Annotated in this window: 21 protein-coding genes; 10 read left to right on the top strand and 11 right to left on the bottom strand. The window is 60.7% G+C overall.

Going from position 1 to position 20,572, the window contains the following annotated elements:
* Nucleotides 1-28 precede the first annotated feature (28 nt).
* Genes hisG through hisS form a run of 4 tightly spaced genes read right to left on the bottom strand, consistent with a single transcriptional unit; the run spans nt 29 to nt 3,758 of the window.
* On the bottom strand, nt 29-721 hold the full coding sequence (gene hisG / locus ACQZ48_RS05165; RefSeq protein ID WP_173988221.1) for an ATP phosphoribosyltransferase: 693 nt from the start codon (nt 719-721) through the stop codon (nt 29-31).
* The gene (locus tag ACQZ48_RS05160; protein WP_448728639.1) at nt 718-1,845 is read right to left on the bottom strand and encodes an ATP phosphoribosyltransferase regulatory subunit; all 1,128 of its coding nucleotides are present in this window, start codon (nt 1,843-1,845) and stop codon (nt 718-720) included. Before ACQZ48_RS05160 ends, hisG begins: the two co-directional genes overlap by 4 nt.
* A 16-nt stretch (nt 1,846-1,861) precedes the next feature.
* A complete protein-coding gene (locus ACQZ48_RS05155; RefSeq protein WP_137409828.1) occupies nt 1,862-2,230 on the bottom strand; it encodes a VOC family protein in 369 nt (122 codons plus the stop codon).
* Between the two features lie 4 nt (nt 2,231-2,234).
* Entirely contained in the window at nt 2,235-3,758 is a 1,524-nt protein-coding gene (gene hisS, locus ACQZ48_RS05150; protein WP_173988217.1) for a histidine--tRNA ligase, read from the bottom strand.
* A gap of 236 nt (nt 3,759-3,994) precedes the next feature.
* Here hisS and relB point away from each other — a divergent pair, with 236 nt between their 5' ends.
* From relB to ACQZ48_RS05135, 3 genes are read left to right on the top strand one after another with little or no spacing between them, the layout of a single operon-like run.
* The gene (relB, locus tag ACQZ48_RS05145) at nt 3,995-4,228 is read left to right on the top strand and encodes a type II toxin-antitoxin system RelB family antitoxin (RefSeq protein ID WP_191217037.1); all 234 of its coding nucleotides are present in this window, start codon (nt 3,995-3,997) and stop codon (nt 4,226-4,228) included.
* Complete coding sequence (locus tag ACQZ48_RS05140) at nt 4,212-4,481, top strand: type II toxin-antitoxin system RelE family toxin (RefSeq protein ID WP_191217136.1); 270 nt, start codon at nt 4,212-4,214, stop codon at nt 4,479-4,481. Before relB ends, ACQZ48_RS05140 begins: the two co-directional genes overlap by 17 nt.
* Before the next feature lie 6 nt (nt 4,482-4,487).
* Nucleotides 4,488-5,252 carry a hypothetical protein gene (locus ACQZ48_RS05135; RefSeq protein ID WP_173988215.1) on the top strand — a complete coding sequence of 255 codons (765 nt, stop codon included), beginning with the start codon at nt 4,488-4,490 and terminating at the stop codon, nt 5,250-5,252.
* Between the two features lie 25 nt (nt 5,253-5,277).
* Here ACQZ48_RS05135 and ACQZ48_RS05130 read toward each other — a convergent pair whose 3' ends face one another.
* A complete protein-coding gene (locus ACQZ48_RS05130; RefSeq protein ID WP_077983313.1) occupies nt 5,278-6,195 on the bottom strand; it encodes a LysR substrate-binding domain-containing protein in 918 nt (305 codons plus the stop codon).
* Between the two features lie 81 nt (nt 6,196-6,276).
* On the opposite strand from ACQZ48_RS05130, the gene ACQZ48_RS05125 reads away from it, so the two are divergent.
* Nucleotides 6,277-7,320: a YeiH family protein gene (locus tag ACQZ48_RS05125; protein WP_089153242.1), complete on the top strand. Its 1,044-nt coding sequence runs from the start codon at nt 6,277-6,279 to the stop codon at nt 7,318-7,320.
* A gap of 15 nt (nt 7,321-7,335) precedes the next feature.
* Here the strand turns inward: ACQZ48_RS05125 and ACQZ48_RS05120 are convergent, their stop codons facing one another.
* A complete protein-coding gene (locus ACQZ48_RS05120) occupies nt 7,336-7,779 on the bottom strand; it encodes a hypothetical protein (RefSeq protein WP_137409823.1) in 444 nt (147 codons plus the stop codon).
* Nucleotides 7,776-8,405: a DNA-3-methyladenine glycosylase I gene (locus tag ACQZ48_RS05115; protein WP_077983316.1), complete on the bottom strand. Its 630-nt coding sequence runs from the start codon at nt 8,403-8,405 to the stop codon at nt 7,776-7,778. Before ACQZ48_RS05115 ends, ACQZ48_RS05120 begins: the two co-directional genes overlap by 4 nt.
* A gap of 235 nt (nt 8,406-8,640) precedes the next feature.
* Between ACQZ48_RS05115 and ACQZ48_RS05110 the strand changes: the two genes are divergently transcribed.
* Together ACQZ48_RS05110 and ACQZ48_RS05105 are read left to right on the top strand one after the other, a co-directional pair.
* Complete coding sequence (locus ACQZ48_RS05110; protein ID WP_137409822.1) at nt 8,641-9,417, top strand: L,D-transpeptidase; 777 nt, start codon at nt 8,641-8,643, stop codon at nt 9,415-9,417.
* A 263-nt stretch (nt 9,418-9,680) separates the two neighbouring features.
* Nucleotides 9,681-10,340, top strand: a complete 660-nt coding sequence (locus ACQZ48_RS05105; RefSeq protein WP_149146854.1) for an outer membrane beta-barrel protein — start codon at nt 9,681-9,683, stop codon at nt 10,338-10,340.
* Between the two features lie 210 nt (nt 10,341-10,550).
* Here ACQZ48_RS05105 and glcF read toward each other — a convergent pair whose 3' ends face one another.
* The 3 genes from glcF to ACQZ48_RS05090 form a co-directional block, all read right to left on the bottom strand.
* The gene (gene glcF / locus ACQZ48_RS05100; protein WP_191217038.1) at nt 10,551-11,852 is read right to left on the bottom strand and encodes a glycolate oxidase subunit GlcF; all 1,302 of its coding nucleotides are present in this window, start codon (nt 11,850-11,852) and stop codon (nt 10,551-10,553) included.
* Nucleotides 11,853-11,855: 3 nt separating this feature from the next.
* Nucleotides 11,856-13,070, bottom strand: a complete 1,215-nt coding sequence (glcE, locus tag ACQZ48_RS05095; RefSeq protein ID WP_448728638.1) for a glycolate oxidase subunit GlcE — start codon at nt 13,068-13,070, stop codon at nt 11,856-11,858.
* Between the two features lie 244 nt (nt 13,071-13,314).
* On the bottom strand, nt 13,315-14,748 hold the full coding sequence (locus ACQZ48_RS05090) for an FAD-linked oxidase C-terminal domain-containing protein (protein ID WP_137409819.1): 1,434 nt from the start codon (nt 14,746-14,748) through the stop codon (nt 13,315-13,317).
* Between the two features lie 110 nt (nt 14,749-14,858).
* Between ACQZ48_RS05090 and ACQZ48_RS05085 the strand changes: the two genes are divergently transcribed.
* Nucleotides 14,859-15,758, top strand: a complete 900-nt coding sequence (locus tag ACQZ48_RS05085) for a LysR family transcriptional regulator (RefSeq protein ID WP_448728637.1) — start codon at nt 14,859-14,861, stop codon at nt 15,756-15,758.
* A 58-nt stretch (nt 15,759-15,816) separates the two neighbouring features.
* On the opposite strand, the gene ACQZ48_RS05080 is transcribed toward ACQZ48_RS05085, so the two are convergent.
* On the bottom strand, nt 15,817-17,091 hold the full coding sequence (locus ACQZ48_RS05080) for a DUF3422 family protein (protein WP_142912807.1): 1,275 nt from the start codon (nt 17,089-17,091) through the stop codon (nt 15,817-15,819).
* A gap of 395 nt (nt 17,092-17,486) precedes the next feature.
* Here ACQZ48_RS05080 and ACQZ48_RS05075 point away from each other — a divergent pair, with 395 nt between their 5' ends.
* From ACQZ48_RS05075 to ACQZ48_RS05065, 3 genes are all read left to right on the top strand, one after another.
* Nucleotides 17,487-18,260: a FadR/GntR family transcriptional regulator gene (locus tag ACQZ48_RS05075; RefSeq protein ID WP_142912806.1), complete on the top strand. Its 774-nt coding sequence runs from the start codon at nt 17,487-17,489 to the stop codon at nt 18,258-18,260.
* 100 nt (nt 18,261-18,360) lie between these two features.
* A complete protein-coding gene (locus tag ACQZ48_RS05070; RefSeq protein WP_162520476.1) occupies nt 18,361-19,707 on the top strand; it encodes a glycosyltransferase family 4 protein in 1,347 nt (448 codons plus the stop codon).
* Nucleotides 19,704-20,474, top strand: a complete 771-nt coding sequence (locus tag ACQZ48_RS05065; protein WP_137409815.1) for an HAD family hydrolase — start codon at nt 19,704-19,706, stop codon at nt 20,472-20,474. The genes ACQZ48_RS05070 and ACQZ48_RS05065 overlap by 4 nt, the downstream gene beginning before the upstream one ends.
* Nucleotides 20,475-20,572 lie beyond the last annotated feature (98 nt).

The raw sequence follows: 20,572 nt of genomic DNA, 5'->3' as shown, positions 1-20,572 counted from the left end.
GATCGCTCCGGCGGCTTTTTTTACGTCATCAGACCGCAGCCCTGATGCGCGAGACGATTTCCTGAACCGCCGCATCGCCTTCATGGTCGGGCTTGCGGGCACGCACGAAGCAGGCTTCTGAACGGACGATGATGCCGTCCGAGAGGATTTTCAGGTGGTTGGCCTTCAGCGTCGAGCCGGTTGAAGTAATATCGACGATGATATCCGCCTGCCCCGCCGCCGGCGCACCCTCGGTCGCGCCGAGGCTTTCAACGATACGATACAGCTGAATGCCGTGCTGGCGCGAAAAGAACTGCTGCGTCAGCCGCCAATATTTGGTGGCAATGGCGAGCCTTCGGCCATGACGGGCGCGGAATTCGGACGCCACATCGCCAAGATCGGCCATGCTGTCGACATCGAGCCAGATTTCAGGCACGGCGACAACGACATCCGCATGACCGAAACCGAGACGGGCGCAGAATTCCACCTGCGCGTCGGCACTGGTCAGTCCCTCGCGTACAAGATCCTCACCCGTCACGCCGAAATCCACCGTGCCAGCGCCGATCTCGCGGGCGATCTCGGAGGCCGACAGATAGGCGATCTCGATATCGTCGCGCCCTTCGATGCGGCCGCGATAGGAGCGGTCGTTACCGACCGACGCAACCTTCAACCCGGCGCGTTCCAGAACGGCGGACGCGTCTTCCTTCATCCGGCCCTTGGAGGGCAATGCGATTGTGATCATGGCTTGTCGCTCCCGCGCACCGTCTCGATGCGATCCAGCCAGAGCGAGAAGCCCACGGCCGGTATTTTTTCCTGTGCGCCGAGAAGCGTGAGCAGCCGGTCGTAACGGCCGCCGCCCGCCAGCACGCTGTCGCTGCCAGCCTCCACCACCTCGAAAACAAGGCCGGTATAATAATCGAGCGGGCGGCCAAAGGCAGCGCCATAGGTCGCGGTTTCAAGATCGACACCGGCATTGGCAAGGGCCGCAACGCGTTTATCGAAAGCGGAAAGCGCGCCGTCCAGCTTCAGTTTGGCCTTGGCGGCAAAATCGCCAAGGACCTGCGAGGCCCGAGGCAAAGGCGCCTGCAAGGCCAGGAACTGTTTCAGCAACTCGAAACTCTCATCCGGCAGGCGCGTCGCCGCAAGCGCGAGCTTCTCCCGCAGACGGCGGGCAATTTCGAGCGGTGAGCGGCTGGCATTGGTGGAATAGCCGGTTTCCTGCATCACCGTGTCGAGATAATCGACCAGCACCGCCTCGTCACCCGTCGCCAGAAGGCCGGCGACCCGCGCGTCGAGGCCGGTCATCGGCTTCGGATGCACAAGGCTTTCCAGCAGCGCGTCCAGCTGCGCCATATCGCCGAAAGCCTGCACCAGCCGCTTCTGCCAGCCGAGCGGCAGGCCAAGCGCTGCAACCACCGCCTCGAATACCTGCTGGTCGCCCAGCGTGACGGCGAGCGCCCGGCCCGGCAGCAGGCGCTGCAGAATGCCGGTGGCGTCGATGACAGCGCGGGCATCGGCGGCGGCGATATCGGTATCGCCGAGATCCTCGATGCCGGCCTGATAGAACTCGCTTGCACCTTCACGGCGCTGGCGGAAGACCTCACCCACATAGGAATAACGCTTCGGCGTACCGGTCGCCGTCTCGATATGGCGCAGGCAGACGGGGATGGTGAATTCGGGGCGCAGGCAGAGGCTTGTCCCCGTCTCGCTCTCCGTCATGAAGATACGGCGGCGCAAATCCTCGCCTGCCATATCCAGAAACGGTTCGGCGGGCTGGATGACGGGCGTGTTCACGCGGCTTGTGCGGCGCGCGGAGAATTCTTCCAGTAGCTCTCCGGCAAATTCCGGCATGTCGATCAGGGGCATGGAACGGTACTTTTCGTCACGGTTCGAGCGGCTGCATCATTTCGATGCGGTTTCCGAAGGGATCATGGACATAAAACCGGTGATACCCTTCCAGCGGCTCATCCTCAACCACATGGCAGCCTGCTGTTTCAAGTGTTTTTCGCAAGCTTGCCAGATCATCGACCAGAAGGGCCGGATGGGCTTTCTTCGCCGGGCGGAAATCCTGCTCGACGCCGAGATGCAGTTTTATCGGGCCGCAGGTGAACCAGCACCCGCCGCGTGCGGCCAGATTGGCGGGCTTTGCCTGCTCCGCAAAACCAAGCAGGCGGCCGTAAAACCGCCGCGCTTCTTCTTCGCGGCCCGCCGGCATTGCCAGTTGAACATGGTCGAGCGCAAGGATCGCCATGGCTTCAGCGCCCTTCGGCGGCGCGGCGAACGTCCTCTGCCTGATGCTCCAGAATCTCGCGGACCTTCGCCACCAGCTCGGCTTCCGGCACGCTGACCTGCGCCACCCGCGCCTCGCGCCAGCTGGCATTGTCCTCGATCTCGCCGGAAAGGCGCTTGCCTTCGATCAGATCCTTGATCTGCACCACGCCCTCGGCGCGCTCGTCACCGCCCTGAATGATGGCGATGGGGGAGCCGAGACGGTCGGCATATTTCAGCTGGTTGCCGAATTTCTTCCAGTTGCCCTGATACATTTCGGCGCGGATGCCCTCGGCGCGCAGCGCCTGGGTAAAGCGCTGGTAACGGCCCATGCTCTCCACATCGCCATCCATGACCGTGACGAGCACCGGGGCGAGCGGCTTGACCTGTCCGAGCTTGCCGAGGTTCTTCAGCGCCGTCATCAGGCGTGAAACGCCGATGGAGATGCCAGTAGCCGGAACCGGCTGGCCCATGAAACGCGAAACGAGACCATCGTAACGACCGCCACCGCCGACCGAGCCGAACACGACCTTTTCGCCCTTTTCATTGGTAACGTCGAAAGTCAGCTCAGCCTCAAAGACCGAACCCGTATAATATTCGAGGCCTCGAACGACGGAGGGGTCGATCTTGATGCGTGTCGCATCATAACCGGCACTGGAGACCAGGGCGCCGATGGTGTTGAGTTCATCAACGCCTTCCTCGCCCTTCGCCGTACCCGCAACCAGTTCTGCAAGATCATCGGCACTATCGGCATAATTCGTGATACCGACGAAAAACAGAACCTTTTCGATCTGCTCGTCACCGAGGCCCGCACCCTTGGTGAAATCACCCGACTCATCCTTGCGGCCGGGACCGAGCAGCAGCTTCACGCCCTCCGGGCCGAACTTGTCGAGTTTGTCGATGGCGCGCAGCACGTTGAGACGACGACCGGCATTGTCCTCACCCCCGAGGCCGATCGCTTCCATGACGCCGTCGAGCACCTTGCGGTTGTTGACGCGGATGACATAGTCGCCGCGGCTGACGCCGAGCGCTTCCATCGTATCGGCCATCATCATGCACATTTCGGCATCGGCCTGCACGCCGGAGGCGCCCACCGTATCGGCATCGAACTGCATGAACTGCCGGAAGCGGCCGGGGCCTGGCTTTTCATTGCGGAAGACATAACCGGCGCGATAGGTGCGGTAAGGCAGCTGGATTTCGTTGAAATTCTCAGCGACATGACGGGCGAGCGGTGCGGTCAGGTCGTAGCGCAGGCTCATCCATTGGTCGTCGTCATCCTGTAGCGAAAACACGCCTTCGTTCGGACGGTCGCTATCGGGCAGGAATTTTCCGAGCGCATCGGTATATTCGAACAGAGGGGTCTCGATCGGATCGAAACCGTAAAGCTCGTAGACCTTGCGGATTTTCTCGATCATCTCATTGGTGGCATGGATATCGGCAGCAGAACGATCCACGAAGCCGCGCGGCAGGCGGGCTTTCAGTTTCTGAGGCTTTTTTGCTTTTTCGCTCATGATGCCGATCCGATATTTTCCTGAAATTATGCCGGTGTTAAAGCGCGCCGCGCTTTAATTTCTGTTTTTGCGCATGTCTTTATCCCAAAATCGCTGCGCACTTTTGGGAGACATGCTTTAGAGGATGAAGCCCGGTGCGGCAAGCCGCAAAGGCTGCGGTTCTGCTGGCCCCGCAAGGCAAGTGATGATATATGGGATACGTGTATCCCACTTCGGATCGTAAAGGACCTGCCCCCATGAGCAAACAGACGGCCATCCGCCTGCCTGATGAGACCTATGAGCGGCTGAAGGCGCTGTCTGAGCGCACGGGCCGCACATCGGCTTACTATATCCGCGAGGCGATCGAGAAACATATCGAGGATATGGAAGACCTTTATCTTGCAGAAGAGGCGACTCGGCAACGCATCTCCAATAAGGAGCGCACCTATACTCTGGAAGAAGTGATGCGTGATCTTGATCTGGAGAATTGAATTCCAGCGAAATGCCGTCAAGCAACTGGGCAAGCTGACGAAGAGCGATGCCAATCGCATCGTTTCATTTCTGACGGACCGCGTTGCCCAGGACGACAATCCGCGCAGAACCGGCGCAGCGCTGCAAGGTTCTGAGCTCGGAAATTTCTGGCGTTACCGGGTGGGCGATTACCGCATCATCTGCGATATACAGGACCACAAGCTGGTCGTTCTGGTGGTCGAAATCGGCCATCGCCGTGAAATTTACCGTTAGGCATTCATGATCCTCGAAGCCCTGCAATATGCCGCCACCCGTGCGGTCACGCCGAAAGAATTCCGGCCGCATGTCCGCTATTCCGTCAACCTCTGGGCGCGCGCCAATCGCTGCGCGAAAGCCTGGGCGGAGCATGAGAACAACAGCCGGCAATTCGTGCTGCAAGCGGCGAGAAAGCTGAAGCAGCGACGGACGGCAGTCGTTCTGGGTTCCGGCCTGTTGCGGGATGTACCCCATGATGCGCTGGTAGCGATGTTCGATACCGTCGTTCTGGTCGATCTGGTGCATCTTGCCAGCGTCCAGGCGAAGCTGCGGCTGAACGCCAAAAAGAATGTCCGCATCGCCAATCGCGATCTCTCCGGCTTCGATGATCTCCTGGCGGGCCGGACGGCGGAACCGCTCGATTTCCTGCGGCGGGTGCCCTATCTCGATTTCGTCGTCTCGGCCAACCTCCTGTCGCAGATCGGCACGGGCGCGCAGCATCGGCTGGAACGGGAGAAAATCGCTGCTGCGCCGGATGATCTCTTGCCAAAGCTCATCCATACGCATGTCGATGCACTGGCCGGCCTGCCCTGCAAGGTTTGCCTTGTGACGGATACAGCCTTCGATGTCATCGGCAAGGATGGAAGCATGCAGCAGCATGAAGACCTGCTGCATGGCATCGAGATTGCCGCGCCTGCTGCCGCATGGGACTGGCCACTAGCCCCCTTCGGGGAGGAAAGCAGGGATTATCGCATCGTGCATCATGTCATTGCGCGGGAAATGACGTGATCATCACGCGCCTTGCGCCTGCGGCCTACAACCCCGCAAGTCCCGCCTTATAATCCTCCGACGCCGCCCGGCTGAGACGCTCCAGCTCCATCGCAGCGCGGCTGGTATGGCGCTCCTTGTGGCGCAGCAGGGCAAAATTGCGTGCCGGCAGATCGATGCCGGCACGAACTAGCAGGCCCTGCCGCAGGAAAAGCGACGCGACGGAAGCGGAGACGGCGGTGGCCGCGCCGCCGGAGCGGGCAGCCATCACCACGGCCTCGTTGGATGGCAATTCCAGCATGACGGAGAGCTCACCCGGATCCACACCCATCTGCCGCACCGCCGCTTCAAAGGCGGAACGGGTACCGGAGCCCTGCTCACGCAGCACCCAGGATGTGCCGTAAAGCATATCAAGTGCTGTGAGATAACGGCCATCGGCAAAGGGGTGGGCCGAACCGGTGACGACCAGCAGCTTGTCCGACACGACCGGCTGCACCATCAGTGCCGGCTCATCGATCTTGCCTTCGATGAACCCGACCTCCGCCAGACCTTCCAGCACCGCCTCCGTCACCGTCTTGGTATTACCGATATCAAGCCGCACGGTCACGCCGGGATAGAGTTTCTTGAACTGCATCAGGATTGGCGGCAGCCAGTAGCTGGCAATCGTCTGGCTGGCGCAGACGGTGATTTCGCCGCGCGTCAAGCCGCCCATTTCTGAGAGAATCAATTCGGCATTGCGTACACGCGCCAGCGTCGCCTTGGCCTCACCCAGAAACGCCCGGCCGCTTTCGGTCAACTCGATGTTGCGGCCGACGCGATGGAACAGCTCGACATTATAAAAGGCCTCGAGATTCTTGATGGCGGAACTGACGGCGGACGCCGTGAGGCCGATGGCTTCGGCGGCGCGGGTCAGATGTTCGCGTTCGGCGACGGCGATGAAGATGCGGAGTTGTTCGAAGGTCATGGCGTTTCATTCGATTTTATTGAACGATATATGCCATATTATTTGATAGAATAAAACAGGCGGCTACGTCATTGTCTGCCCATGGCACATCATCGCACCCTCGCTCATCCGTTTCAGTTTTCTCTCCGCTGGCTCAGCCCGCTTCTGCCGGGCATTCTCATCTGCGCGGCGGTCAGCTGTGCCGCCATTCTGGCGGAGCGTTTTCAGGTGCGGATTGCTGGTCACGCCTGGCTTGGCGATCTGGTGCTTGCCATCCTGATCGGCACGCTTTTGCGTTCGCTGGTGTCGCTACCTTCAGTCGCTTCGGCGGGGATAAAGTTCAGTGCCAAGACCCTGCTTGAAATCGCCGTGGCGCTTCTCGGCGCATCCTTGAGCCTTTCCATTCTCAAAGGCGCTGGCGGCTTGCTGATCGGCGGCATCGCGCTGATCGTGGCGCTGTCGTTGGCTGTGAGCTACGCAGCCGGACGAATGCTGGGTCTACCGCCCAAACTCGCAACCCTTATCGCCTGCGGCAATTCCATCTGCGGCAATTCCGCCATCGCAGCCGCCGCGCCCGCCATCGGCGCCAAGCCTGAAGATGTCGCCGCCTCGATTGCTTTTACTGCCGTTCTCGGTGTCGCTGCCGTGCTTTTGATGCCGTTCCTGCCGCAGCTCCTCGGACTCGACGCCACCCAATACGGCATCTTCGCCGGGCTTACGGTCTATGCCGTGCCGCAGGTTCTGGCCGCCACCGCACCGCTTGGAGCCGTGGCCGTGCAGACGGGCACCATCGTCAAGCTCATCCGCGTGCTGATGCTGGGGCCTGTCATCGCCACTCTCTCCGTCATTCACGGCCAGTCCGGCAAGGGACGCCTGAAGCTGCAGCAGATGGTTCCGTGGTTCATCATCGGCTTCGTGCTGATGATCATGGCACGCTCCTTCGGCCTCATCCCCGAGGTCCTGCTTTCCCCCGTCGCCTCGCTCTCCAACATCCTCACGATCATGTCGATGGCGGCTCTGGGACTATCGGTCGATATTCGCAGCCTTCGCCATGCCGGTGGCAAGGTCATCATTGCCGCCAGCCTGTCGCTCGTGCTGCTGGGCGTTCTGAGTTTCGGCCTGATCATGCTGACCCAAGCCGCCTGAGCAAAAGGCGGGGCGTTATTTTCCGGTGCTGATCGTCAATGTGTAGTGCGCCCCGAGCCCACGGCGCGGCGATCCCAGGATCAGCGTCGGGCGGATCAGCCATTCCGTATCCGCCTTGGGCGTCAGGGTTGCAGTTTTCCCTTGGGAATCGCTGAAGAAGATCGCGTCCTCATCCGGCGTCGAAAAATCAAAGACCGCCATCAGCACGAATTCGCTGGAAGCTGCAAGCTCGATCTTCACCGTCTGCCCGGCCTTCACCTTCAGGCGATAAACATCGCCACGCCCACGCCGCGTCCAGCCGTCCAGCGTCAGCGGTCCCTCCGGCGGCAGGACTACTTCCCTCAGCCTTTCGCCGTCATCGAGCCAGATACCGTCGACATTGCGGCCTTCCGCGAAGGAGGCATGCGGCAGGGCGGCGACGGCCAGGGTGAGAGCCAGAAGAAGGGAGGTTACCTTCATGGACGTACAAACTCCCGCCGCATGGCCTCAATCGGCTGGCGGCAATGACAGCCTTCGATATGGTCGTTGACCATACCCATGGCCTGCATGAATGCATAGACGGTCGTCGGGCCGACAAAGGTCCAGCCCCGTTTCTTTAAATCCTTGGAAAGGCGGATGGAGGCTGCGCTGGTGGGGTTGGCCCTTAAAGTCGCATAGTCCAGCCTTTGCGGCCTTTCTGCGGCGGCCGGTTCGAAACCCCAGAAATAACGGGCGAGCGAACCGAATTCATCGCGCAGCGCCATGGCGCGGCGGGCATTGTTGATGGTCGAAACGATCTTGCCGCGATGGCGGATGATGCCCTTGTCGGCAAGGCAGCGCTCGATATCGGCGTCACCGAATTCCGCCACCTTTTCGAATTCGAAATTGGCGAAAGCGAGACGGAAAGCCTCGCGCTTGCGCAGAACGGTCAGCCAGGAAAGGCCGGACTGGAAACCTTCCAGGCAAATCTTCTCGAAAAGGCGGCGATCGTCGGTGACGGGATAACCCCATTCCTCATCGTGATAACGGCTGTAATCCGCAAGTCCCTGCTGCCAGAAACACCGCACCAGGCCATCCGCGCCCGTTTCAAGTCCCGCTTCATTCATTCCGCAATCACCCTTCTCACTCCAGCCCGCGACCGGTTCAGACCGCGCACTTACCACTCATTCACCACGTTTCAAAACCGGGTGCTAACCTTAAATACAGCTTTCCCTAATCAAGCGCTTTTTAATGAGCCGCCATTTACGATTCGCTGGCGTCGAGGTGCGAACCTGTCCGGCAAAGCGGGCGAACAGCCCCGCAAATCCATAGTTGCGACATCCCGCAGAGAGAGTCCACCCGATGACGATAAAGTCCGTTTTTCTGGCGCTGAGCCTCGTTTCCACCTTTGCCGTTCCGGCCGCCATGGCCAATGAGCGTTATCGCGAGCGTCCGCCCATTGTCGTCAGCCCCGATCTTTCCGCCCCCTGGGTCACCCAGCTCGGCGGTCGCGGCAATGTTCGCCCCGTGGTTTATCCGCGCGCCCCTGCCGCACGCCAGCCGTTCTTCCAGCGGCGTCAGGCCGCCATGCCGCAGCGCCCCAGCTCCGGCGTCACATCGCAGCGCCCGGCAAGGGTGCAGAATGCCGCAGTACGCCCCAACGCGCCGGTGCGCACCCAGATCGCACCGCAATTCCTGCCGCAGATCGTCACCTATACGACCAGTGAAAAACCCGGGACCATCGTCATCGATACGCCGAACCGTTTCCTTTATCTCGTTCTCGCCGATGGCAAGGCCCGGCGGTACGGCGTCGGTGTCGGCAAGCCCGGTTTCGAATGGGCAGGCACCCACAAGGTGACCCGCAAGGCGGAATGGCCGAGCTGGACCCCGCCGAAGGAAATGATCACCCGCGAGGCGAGGAAGGGACATTACCTGCCGGCCTTCATGGAAGGCGGCCCGGCGAACCCGATGGGCGCCCGCGCCATGTATCTCGGCTCGACGCTTTACCGCATCCACGGCACCAACCAACCCTGGACAATCGGCAGCAACAATTCCTCCGGCTGCATCCGCATGCGCAACGAGGATGTCACCGATCTCTATGAACGCGTGAATGTGGGCACCAAGGTCATAGTGATATGATGGCAACGGCACCGCTAATACGTAGGCTTATATTCGGCGTGGCGGCGCATCGCGCTTGAATTGACGTCCCGCAGCGGTACAATCGGCGCTAGATTGATTGAAGGAGACTTGGCGGGGGACGCCAGGCGCCGGACCTCTCTCACAAAGATGACGGAACGGCCTTGAAACGGGTGGTCAACTGACCGCCCGTTTTTCGTTTCTGTCATTCAAATGTTATCAAAAAACGGTTTGGTGAATTACTGATATCAATCTGGATTCACTTCATGCCGCGCCATACTTCATTTGTTTGCGCCCTGCTCTTCAGCGGCGTTTCCTTCTCTGCCGCAATCGCGGGCGAATTTGAAATTTCCGGTTATGGCGGCTGGCAAAGCGCGCCGCACAGCGATGTGACGGTTTCCGACGGGCCTGATTTCCGGGCCGGGTGGGAAGGCAAGTCGTTTTCCAATCCACCCTATTGGGGCGTGCGCGGCACCTACTGGTTCGATGAGGGCCAGCTCAGGAATTTCGGCATCTCGCTCGATTTCACCCATGACAAGGTCTATGCCGACGACGAGACGCTTGCCCGTTCCGGCTGGTCGCATTTCGAATTCACCGACGGCCTGAACCTTTTGACGCTGAATGCGCTCTATCGCTTCCCGCTGGAATCCCTGCCGATCACCCCTTATGTGGGTGCCGGCGTCGGCATCAACGTGCCGCATGTGGAAGTCTACCGTCCCTCAGGCAGGACCTTCGAATACCAGTTCGGCGGCGCAACCCTGCAGGCGCAGGCCGGCCTCAGCTACCGCATCACCGACAACTGGTCGACCTTCGTGGAATATAAGGGCACCTATTCCTTCGTCGACGTCGATATCGACAATGGCGGCTCGTTGAAGACCGATATCATCACCAATGCGGTGAATTTCGGCGTGGCGTATAAGTTCTAGCTCTCTTCCGTCATTCATGTGCTTGTCACAGGAATCCAGCCGACGCGCGTCTGCGCGGCGGGGAGAGTCCTTCAAGCCCAAAGACTTGGGCTGGCTGGATCCCTGTGACAAGCACAGGGATGAGGAGAGAACAAAGAAAACCCTCACGACCCAATCTTTGCGGCACACGTCATGGCGCGCTGGATCACTGCCTTATCGGCACACGGCGTTCTAAACCGAAAGCCTCGCCGGCTTCGGTCCGCCATAGGCCCAGTCCAGCAGTTCCACAGTGTGCAGGATCGGCATATCCGTGCCGGTTCCGATCTGCGTGATGCAGCCGATATTGCCTGTGGCGATGACATCCGCCTTTGTGGCTTCGATATTTTTCACCTTGCGCGCCTTGAGTTTGCTGGAAATTTCCGGCTGCAGGATGTTGTAGGTTCCGGCCGAGCCGCAGCACAGATGTCCTTCCGCCGGGTCACGCACGGTAAAACCCGCCGCCTTCAGCAATTGTTTTGGGGCGAGCGTTATTTTCTGGCCGTGCTGCATGGAGCAGGCGGAATGATAGGCCACCGTCAGACCCTGATTCTGCTTTTGCGGCAGATCGAGGGTGGCGAGATATTCGGTGATGTCCTTCGCCAAAGCCGAGACCCGCGCGGCTTTTTCGGCATAGGCCGGATCGAGCCGCAGCATATGGCCGTAATCCTTGATGGTGGTGCCGCAGCCGGAAGCGGTGATGATGATGGCGTCGAGACCGCCGCGTTCCATCTCGCGCGTCCAGACGTCAACGTTGCGCCTTGCGGAGGTGAGCGCCTCTTCCTCGCGCCCCATATGATGCACGAGAGAACCGCAGCAGCCCTCCCCCTTCGGCACCACGACCTCAATGCCGAGCCGCGCCAGGAGGCGCAACGTCGCCTCGTTGATGCCGGGATCGAGCACCGGCTGGGCGCAGCCGGTGAGGATTGCCACGCGTCCACGTTTCTCGCCTTCGGCCGGCCGCTCTCCCGGACGGGTCGATGCGGAGGCCGCAGGCACGGCGACGGGGGCGAGAGCGAGCATGGATTGCAGCGGCTTCAGCGCCGGAACCTTGGCAAGCAGACCGGAGAAAGGCCGCGCCAGCCGGGCCAGATGCAGGGCCAGCCGGAAACGGGCTGGATGGGGCAGGACGGCAACCAGAAGATTACGGATCAGCCGATCCCTGAAGGGGCGCTTGTATGTCTGTTCGATATGGGCGCGAGCATGATCGACCAGATGCATGTAATCCACGCCGGAGGGACAGGTGGTGGTACAGGCAAGGCAGGAAAGACAGCGGTCGATATGGGTGACGACCTCGCGGTCGGCCGGGCGACTGTTTTCCAGCATGTCCTTGATGAGGTAGATGCGGCCGCGCGGACTGTCCAGCTCGTTGCCGAGCGTGACATAGGTGGGACAGGTGGCGGTGCAGAAGCCGCAATGCACACATTTGCGCAGGATTTTTTCGGATTCCGCCACATGCGGATCGGCCAGTTGTTCTGATGTGAATGATGTTTGCATGGTTCAGACGGCCCCTTCCATCGTTACGGCCATCTTGCCGGGATTGAAGATGCCCGCCGGATCGAGCTTCTCCCTGATACGCGCAGAAAGCAGCGCTTCCGCCGCCGGGCGCGGTTCGAAGGCCGCGACCGTGGCGCGCGCCGCATCACTTGCCCTCACCAAAGTCGCGTGGCCGCCGCCAAGCGCCCGGATCGCGCCCCGCAGCAAATCCGCCTCGGGGTCCGCCTCCATCTGCATCCAGACAAGGCCGCCCTGCCAGTCGTAAAAGGCGTCTATGCCCGCCTCCATGCGCAGCGCCGCAACAAGCTGATGCCCCACCGAAGGCGCGACCGATACTTTCCACAAGGGCTTCGCCGCCCGCCCGGCATAGGGCGCGACATCGCGCACCTGACGCCACAAAAGCCTGCTCTCCTCGGCCTCCAGCAGCGCCCACGGCCCGACCCGGTCCATGACGGAAAGGAGTTTGGCCGTGCGCGCCTCCACCGAAGCCGCAAGGCCTTCCAGACGCAGGATGGTCGCCGGGCCGTCCGGCAATCCGCCATCGATGAAACGGGAACGAACGCTTTCCGGCAGATGCGCCGCGCCGGAAACCTCGACGCTCATCGCCATCGCCGCCGCCATGATGCGCGTCGCCGCTTCATCGTCGAGACCGGAAACGACGACGGTTTTTTCCACCGGCGGTTTCGGCAGCACGCGGAATGTGACTTCGGTGAGGAAACCGAGCGTGCCGAAAGACCCAGCCAGGAATTTCGAAAGATCAAGCCCGGCGACATTCTTCATCACCCGGCCGCCGGCCTTGATGACCTCACCGCTGCCATTGACGAAACGGATACCCAGCAGGCTGTCGCGGGCCGCACCGGCCACATAACGGCGCGGGCCGGAAACATTGGCGGCGAAGACGCCACCAATGGTCGGCTCACCTTCGGTGCCCATGATCGGGCGGTGATCCATCGGCTCGAAGGCCACCATCTGACGGTTTTCAGTGAGAGCCGCCTCGACGGTGGCGAGCGGGGTGCCGGCCTTGACGGTCATGACCATTTCGGCGGGCAGATAGGAAACGATGCCGTTCATCGCGCGGGAAGAGAGTGCTTCATCTGCCGTGACAGCATTGCCGAAACCGGAGCGGGTGTTGCCGCCGATGATTTTCAGTGCGGATTTTCGCGCGGCGTGGTCGCGGATGATGTCGGCGACCTGGGTTTCTGCATAGGGGGTCAGCATGGGGCGGCGGGCTCCGGGCATGGGACAGCGAGGTTTGTGTGGGAAACACTGCGCTCGGAGCAAGAGACACCCCCCTCTGCCCTGCCGGGCATCTCCCCCTCAAGGGGGGACATCGACAAGCGGATGGCACCCTGCCAATGAAACGAGCGAGGGCGGCATATCGATCTCCCCCCGTGAGGGGGAGATGCCCGGCAGGGCAGAGGGGGGTAAGCCACACTCTCCAACGTCAAAAATCCCACACCCATCATCCCCTCCCCTCCAGCGGAAACACCTTGGAAGGGTTCATCAGCCAGTCCTCATCGAAAGCCGCGCGCACCGCCATCTGCTGGGCAAGATCGGCCTCGCCATACTGGTGGCGCATCAAGTCCCGTTTTTCGATGCCCACACCATGTTCGCCGGTGAGACAACCGCCGGCATCGACGCAGAGCTTCAATATTTCATTGCCTGCCTCTTCCGCACGGGCTGCGTCCTCCGGATCGTTGGCGTTGAACAGGATGAGCGGGTGCATATTGCCATCGCCGGCATGGAAGACATTGGCAACGCGCAGGCCGAGCCGGTCGGTGATTTCGCTTGTCTTTTTCAATACATAAGAAAGTTGCGAAAGCGGCACCGTTCCATCCATGCAGATATAATCCGCGATGCGGCCGGTCGCGCCGAAGGCGGATTTGCGGCCTTTCCAGATTGCCGCCGCTTCCATCGCCGACTGGCATTCCTTCACCGTCTTCACCCCATGTTTTCGGGCAATCGCCACGATGTCAGCCAGCATGGCGTCCATTTCCGCCTCGGAGCCTTCGACCTCGACGATCAGCAGCGCGCCGACATCCAGCGGATAGCCCGCTTTGGCGAAGGCCTCGCAAATTTCGATGGCTGGCTTGTCCATGAATTCGATGGCGACCGGGATGATGCCCGCCCCGATGATATCGGCCACGCAGGAACCGGCCTCCTCGGACGTCTCGAAGCCGAACAGCACCGGTCGCGCGCCTTCCGGCCTGGCGATCAGCCGCACTGTCGCTTCCGTGACGATACCGAGCTGACCTTCCGAGCCGCAGACGAGGGCGAGCAGATCGTAGCCGGCCGCATCGAGGTGCTTGCCGCCCAGTTCCAACACTGTGCCATCGACAAGCACCATTTTCACGCCAAGCAGATTATTGGTGGTGACGCCGTATTTCAGGCAATGCGCGCCGCCGGAATTCATGCCGATATTGCCGCCGATGGTGCAGGCAAGCTGCGAGCTGGGGTCCGGCGCGTAAAAGAAACCTTCAGCACCTGCCGCATCGGAAATGGAAAGATTGGTGACGCCCGCCTGCACCCGCGCTGTACGGTTATAAAAATCCAGTTCGAGGATCGAGGCCATCTTGGAAAGGCCGACCACCACCGCATCCTCTTGCGGGATCGCCCCGCCGGAGAGCGAGGTGCCAGCCCCGCGCGGCACAACCGGTATGCCGTAACGGTGACAATATGTCATCACCGCCGCCACCTCCTCCGTCGTTTTCGGCAACGCCACGGCCAGCGGCAGGCGGCGATAGGAGACGAAGGCGTCGGTTTCGAAAGGCACGAGTTCGCGCGGTTCGTGCACAAGACAATCCGCCGGCAGAATATCCTTGAGGTCCGCTATGATGCGGTCACGCCCCGCGACGACTTTCGCGCGCGGCTCCAGAAACTTGATCGGCTGCGTCACCGCCCCTCCTCCATGCCATTTTCCCAACTGGTATTCTTTCTTTACCACTTTGAAACGACGCAATCAAATGTTATGGATTTTTTCCATTCTGGAAACAATCGAGGGCAACTATGACGAATCTGGGCGATCTGGAAGTCTTCGCAAGCGTTGCCGCCTCCGGCAGCATGTCGTTGGCCGCAAGGGAGCTCGGTTATTCGCCCGCCGTCATTTCCAAGCGCATCAAGCGGCTGGAAGAAAAGCTGGGCGCACGGCTTTTCCAGCGCACCACGCGGCAAATCTCTTTGACCGAAGCGGGACAGGGCTTTTACGAGCGGGTGCTTGCCGTGCTGGAAGGGCTGGAGGAGGCCGAGGATTTCGTGTCCGGCCGCGCCAATACGGTCAACGGCACACTGAAGGTTTCCGCGCCGACCTCCTTCGGGCGCATGCATATCGCGCCGCATCTGAAGGGTTTCATGGAGCGGCATCCGGATCTTTCGGTCAATCTGGTGCTGAGCGACGAATTCATCGACATCATCGAGGGTGGTTACGATCTGGCGATCCGTATCGCCGATCTCAATTCCTCCAGCCTCGTGGCTCGCAGGCTGGCCCCGGTGCGTCGCATGCTTTGCGCGTCGGCGGACTATGTGGCTGCCCACGGTATGCCGACAACAATCGAGGACTTGAAGAAGCACCGCTGCCTGCCTGCCCATAATAACGATGTCTGGCGACTGGAGGGACCGAGCGGCGCGATGAGCATTCGCCCGGAGGGGATGCTTATCACCAATTCCAGCGAGGTGATCCGCGAGGCGGTGATATCAGGGCTCGGCATTGGGCTGCGCTCCACCTGGGATATCGGCCATGAATTGCGCAGCGGCAAGCTGGTGCAGGTTCTGCCGGGTTATGAGGGATCGCGAAACGTCACGCTCTCGGCGGTTTATCCGAGCCGGCAATTCCTGCCTGCGAAAGTGCGGCTGTTCATCGATTATCTGGCCGGGCTCTATGGGCCTTCACCCTATTGGGAGCAGAGCTGAGGGAACCGCCGCCTTTCTCATCCCTGTGCTCGTCACAGGGATGAAGGGTGGGGATGGCTCAGTGCCCGCCCTCGGCATGGGAGCGGCGGATGCGGCGCACCACCCACCAGACGCCGAAGACCGCGAAAGGAACGGAGATGCCGGTGACCACGGCGGGGTCGAGCGGCAGCACATCATGGCTGATCGCCTTGGTGAGATAACCGATGAGGCCGACGACATAATAGGAGATGGCGGCGACCGAGAGGCCTTCCACGGTCTGCTGCAGGCGAAGCTGCATGGCGGCGCGTTTGTTCATGGTGTTCAGCAACACCGTATTCTGCCGTTCCAGTTCCACATCGATCCAGCTTCGAACCAACGCCGTGGCGCGATAGAGCTTGCGCGACAGGTTGGCCTGCCGCTCCTCCACCGACTGGCAGGTGCGCATGGCCGGCGCCATGCGCCGTTCCAGAAAGCTACCCATGGTCTCATGGCCCTGTACCGGGGTTTCGGCGAGCGCCCGGATGCGTTCGCGCACGATGCCGTCATAGGCGCGGCTGGCGCCAAAGCGATAGAGGCTGAGCGCGGCATTGGCCTCCAGCTCCGCGGCAAGCCGGGTCATTTCCGCCAAGAGCGCATCGGCCTCGTCGCGCGCACCGTTTTTCATGCGCTGGGTGATACCCGTCAAACCGTCCTCGATGCGGCGGATTTCCGGCGACAGCGTCTGCGCCATCGGCAGGCCGAGCATGGCAAGGGTGCGATAGGTCTCGATATCCAACAGCCGCTGCACCAGCGCACCGCGGCTGTAATCGCTGAGGCCCCGGTCGATCACCAATATCTGCGTCAGCCCGTCGCGATCCTGCCGGAAATCGGTGAGGATCGCCGCCTGACCGTCACGCACGTCACTGTGACAGAGGCTGGTCGGCTCGAAGATTGTCTCCGCCTGAGACGCCACGCCATTTTCCGGGCGGATTTCAAGCCGCACGCCCGAGATCAGCGAGCCGGGCGGCGAAAAGCCGTCACCGAAGGGATCGCCGGCAATCTCGCCGCCGAATTTTTCCGGCGCGGGGCCATCCCAGAACCAGGTCGAAAATTCGGTATGCCGCTCCCAGCGCAAGGTGCCCTGCCCCCAGGGCATGGCATGGTGACGGGCATCGCGCTCCGGCGGCGCAACACCGCGGCTGCGCGACATTTCCGCGATGACCGAGTGATGCACGGCGGAACCGCCATCCATCATGAAGGCGAGCTGGACGATGATGCGCGAGGGTGCGAGAAGCACCGTCGGCCGCGCATGAACCTCCCCGAGCGCCAGCGATCTTTCCGGCGCGCTTGCGAAAGCAAATCTACCTTTGGCCATGGCAATATCGTCCCCGCCTGTTGCGCTGGTTTCATTGGAGCATTTCCAGGAAAAGTGGACCCCGGTTTTCCGTCCGGAAATGCGCAAAAATAAAGAGTTAGAATGTTTTCGCGATTCGAAGAAAAGCGAAAAAACTCTAAAACATCGATCACGATGAAAACACCGCAATCGACGCCGCTGTCATTGTTTTGATCCACCTGGCGGAAAAATCCGCCCTCGTCGCCCTGTCCTACTGCTGCTTTAACAAAAGCCAATTCGAAAAGGCAGATGCCGTGTTGCCGCAGGCATGGCGCGGATGAGGCGCGGAACTGGATAGAATATTTGACCAGTGCGCTGCTTCGCTGATAATTTGCCCCATCGAAATACGGGGCGGGATTTCGCCGGAGACTTCTGCGATGGACGAAACGCTTTTTGCGCGCATCGAGCACAGCCGCACATCGCAGGAGGTGATCTTGCGTTTCGAGGAACTGATCCTCGATGGCATATTGCGGGACGGCGACAGGCTGCCCGGCGAGCGCGAACTGGCGCAACGCCTCGATGTCTCGCGGCCCATCCTGCGGGAAGCGCTGAAGGAGCTTGAGACCCGTGGCCTCCTTACCAGCCGGCATGGCGGCGGCACCTATGTCGCCGATATTGTCGGCCCGGTCTTTTCCGATCCCTTGAGCGCGCTGATCACCCGCCACAGCCGGGCGACGCGGGATTTCCTCGAATATCGCCGCTATATCGAAGGCATGACCGCCGAACTTGCCGCACAGCGGGCGACGGAACCGGACAGGCGCAACCTTGCCGCCATCGTAGACAGAATGCGGGAAGCGCATGAGGCGGGCCGCTTCGAAGAGGAGCTTGCGGGCGATGTGGAGTTTCACAACGCCATCGGCGAGGCGGCGCATAATATCGTGCTGATGCACACGTTGCGGTCCTGCTACCGGCTTCTGAGCGACGACATCTTTTATAATCGCCATCTCATCTTCACCGTGTCCAGCGCCCATGATGAGGTGCTGAGACAGCATATCGCAATTCACGATGCGATCGCCGCCGGCGACCCGGCAGCGGCAAGGGCGGCGGCGGAGACCCATATCGACTTCATCGTGGAGACGACATCCAAGGCCCACCAGGCGCGGGAATGGGACCGAATTTCGCGTCTGAGGCAGCAGCAGCGCAGCGGTTGAAAAAACTATCCGGCAAAATACGGCATCTTTTTTCAGTTTTTGATGGAACCTTTTGTGCCCTTCGGTCTTTTTATCGGGTTAATTGGAAAAATTTACCAAGATGGGACCCATGACGACCACGAGCGAAACTGAACGCTATCCGCGGATAGCTCTCATATCGACGCATGGCTATGTCGCCGCGCACCCGCCACTCGGCGCGGCGGACACCGGGGGGCAGGTTGTTTATGTGCTTGAGCTTGCACGCAAACTCGGACAGCTCGGTTATACTGTCGATCTTTACACCCGCCGTTTTGAAGACCAGCCGGAATTTGATGAGGTTGACGAGCGCGTCCGCGTGGTGCGCATTCCCTGCGGCGGCCGCGATTTCATTCCCAAGGAATACCTGCACCGCCACCTGATGGAGTGGTGCGAAAATGCGTTGCGTTTCATCAAGAAGAACGACCTGAATTATTCTTTCATCAACAGCCATTACTGGGATGCTGGCGTGGCGGGGCAGCGGCTCTCCGAAGCGCTGAAAATCCCCCATCTGCACACGCCGCATTCGCTCGGCATCTGGAAAAAGCGCCAGATGGAGACCGATTATCCGGAAAAGGCCGATACGTTCGAACTGGAATTCAACTTCAGGGAACGTATCCAGCACGAGCTGATCATCTATCGCAGCTGCGACATGGTAATCGCCACGACGCCGGTGCAGCTCGATGTTCTGATCGAGGATTATGGCCTGAAGCGCAAGCACATCCACATGATCCCGCCGGGTTATGATGACAACCGTTTCTTCCCGGTTTCCGATGCGACGCGGCAGATGATCCGCCAGCGCTTCGGTTTCGAGGGCAAGACGGTGCTGGCGCTTGGACGCCTCGCCACCAACAAGGGTTACGACCTGCTGATCGACGGTTTCTCCGTTCTTGCCGAGCGAGAACCGGAAGCCCGGCTGCATCTGGCGGTCGGCGGCGAGAATATGGACGAGCAGGAAACCACGATCCTCAACCAACTGAAGGAGCGGGTGAGAGCGCTCGGTCTCGAAGACAAGGTGGCCTTTTCCGGCTACGTCACGGATGAGGACCTGCCGGACATTTATCGCGCCGCCGATCTCTTCGTGCTCTCAAGCCGTTATGAACCCTTTGGCATGACGGCGATCGAGGCGATGGCGAGCGGTACGCCCACCGTCGTCACCACCCATGGCGGATTGTTCCGGGCCATCAGCTATGGCCGCCATGCGCTGTTTGCCGATCCTTTCGACAAGGAAGACCTTGGCATCACCATGATGAAGCCGTTCAAACATGAGCGGCTTTACGGGCGGCTCTCCCGCATGGGGGCGCATAAGGCGCGCAGCCTGTTCACATGGACCGGCATCGCCCAGCAGCTTCTCGCCCTTGTGGAAGGCAGGACCATGATGCCGGTTCTGGAAGAAGCCGATTGGGCCGAACCATGGAATGATGGCGATTGAGACCGCTTCGCCTTTTTTCCACAGATCTCGACGGAACCGTCGTCGGCGATAACGACGCCACGCGCCGGTTCCGCGATTTCTGGTATTCGTTGCCGGACGGTCAACGTCCCCTTCTGGTTTTCAACAGCGGCAGGCTGATCGACGACCAGCTTGCGCTGCTCGAAGAGGTGCCACTGCCGCAGCCCGACTATATCATCGGCGGCGTCGGCACCATGCTGCACGCGAAAGAGCGTGGCGAACTCGAAAGCGCCTATAAAACCTCTCTCGGCACCGGTTTCGATCCGCAGAGGATCATCGACGTGATGGCCGGAGTGCCTGGCGTGACGATGCAGGAGGAGCGCTATCAGCACGGCCTGAAATCCAGCTGGTTCCTGCATGGCGCTGATGATGCGGCGCTTGGCGAGATCGAAGCAGCGCTTGTGGCGGCCGATATCGATGCCCGCATCGTCTATTCCAGCGACCGCGATCTCGACATATTGCCAAAGGCCGCTGACAAGGGTGCGGCGCTTGCATGGTTATGTGGACAATTGCGCATCGGCCTCGACGAATCAGCGGTCGCGGGCGATACTGGCAATGATCGGGCGATGTTCGAACTGAATGATATTCGCGGCGTGATCGTGGGCAATGCATTGCCGGAGCTTGTCTCACTGGCGGGCCGCGGCAATCGCTTCTTCCAGGCGCGTGCGACGGAAGCCGATGGCGTGATCGAAGGTCTCCGACATTGGGGATTAAATCCCGACAGGCGCAATATCGGCAATTATTCATAGCGGTTTTGCGTTTCAGGATCTGAAAGCAGACAAAACCGCGATTGCCGCAATCGGCTGTTTGCCCGGGAAGCTGCCCGGTCGAAGCCCTGTTCGCACAT

This window comes from Agrobacterium sp. 22-209-1 (genome assembly GCF_053522485.1).
The sequence above is the reverse complement of the archived record's forward strand: the minus strand, read 5'-3'. Positions and strand labels throughout refer to the sequence as shown.